The sequence below is a fragment of the Methanoregula sp. genome (assembly GCF_002835825.1).
Lineage (GTDB): Archaea > Halobacteriota > Methanomicrobia > Methanomicrobiales > Methanospirillaceae > Methanoregula.
Genome location: NZ_PIZH01000774.1, coordinates 1 through 1,036 on the forward strand (window position 1 = coordinate 1; position 1,036 = coordinate 1,036).

General features: G+C 54.4%; 3 protein-coding genes. All 3 read left to right on the plus strand.

Annotation, left to right across the window (positions count from 1 at the left end; genetic code table 11):
* A partial coding sequence (locus CW742_RS15110; RefSeq protein WP_292421850.1) for a MarR family transcriptional regulator occupies positions 1–311 on the plus strand: 311 nt, incomplete at its 5' end.
* Positions 312–435: 124 nt separating this feature from the next.
* Positions 436–636, plus strand: a complete 201-nt coding sequence (locus CW742_RS15115; protein WP_292421852.1) for a hypothetical protein — start codon at positions 436–438, stop codon at positions 634–636.
* 1 nt (position 637) lies between these two features.
* On the plus strand, positions 638–910 hold the full coding sequence (locus CW742_RS15120) for a type II toxin-antitoxin system RelE/ParE family toxin (RefSeq protein WP_292421854.1): 273 nt from the start codon (positions 638–640) through the stop codon (positions 908–910).
* Positions 911–1,036 lie beyond the last annotated feature (126 nt).

The window sequence follows — 1,036 nt, forward strand, 5'->3', positions numbered from 1 at the left end:
GTCTCGGCACAAAGAGGACCGTTGCTCGGGTTCTCGTGTTTCTCTTAAACCGCATGGAGGGCACCATGCGGGAGATCGAGCGCGTGGCCGACATGACCCAACCCGAGGTGAGCCAGGCCGTCAGGTACATGGTGGAACAGGGATGGGTGACGACTGAGGAGATCCCGCCGGAATGGAAGGGGCGGCCGTTAAAGCTGGTCTCGCTTGCGATTCCCCTCGATGAGATTATCCAGATGATCGGGGAGGAGAAGAAAACTCATGCGAACCGCCAGCTCTCCCTTCTGAAGAAAGTGCGGACGTTTGTGGCATAGCCCGGTCAGGGTCAGCCCACGCGGCTAGATCACCCCAGGTGCACGTCAACCCTCAACAGTGCCCCCGGGCACCCGCTACCCAAGCTCCTTTATAGTCTCACAAGAAAACACTGCAATGACAGACATGACAGCAATACCCCGGAAATATATCACCGATGCCAGGAACCAGAAACAGGCGGTGATCGTTGACATCGAGACATTCAACCGGATGGAGTCTATCATCGAAGATCACGGGCTCGGCAAACTCATGGAAGAAGTCGAGGATGACGAGGGCCTGTCGGTCCACGAAGCAAAGAAGCACTACAAGTCTTTGAAAAAGGACTAAAATGCCTACCTGTGCCTACAAGAAAACGTTCCTGAAGGATCTAGCCGCGATCCCCCGAAGGCACCGCTCCCGGATCGAGCGGCTGGTATTCGACGAAATCCCGGCGTCGAAAAATATTTTTACGGATTTTGATATTGACCGGATGAAGGGCTTCGAACACTACTGGCGCATCCGTTCCGGAAACTATCGTATCGGGATTAAAATCCTGAAAGATTCTACCATCATATTCTACCGGGTCAAGAGCCGGGAAGAAATTTACCGGGCATTTCCCTGAAATTTTCAGCCTTGTGGATCAACCCGGGTTATAGCCTGCGGACCTGTCAGCCCACGCGGCGCCTGAGCGTCACCCCCTCATATCAGCACCATCACCCCCCACATCGCATAATAACCCGCCCTTGCT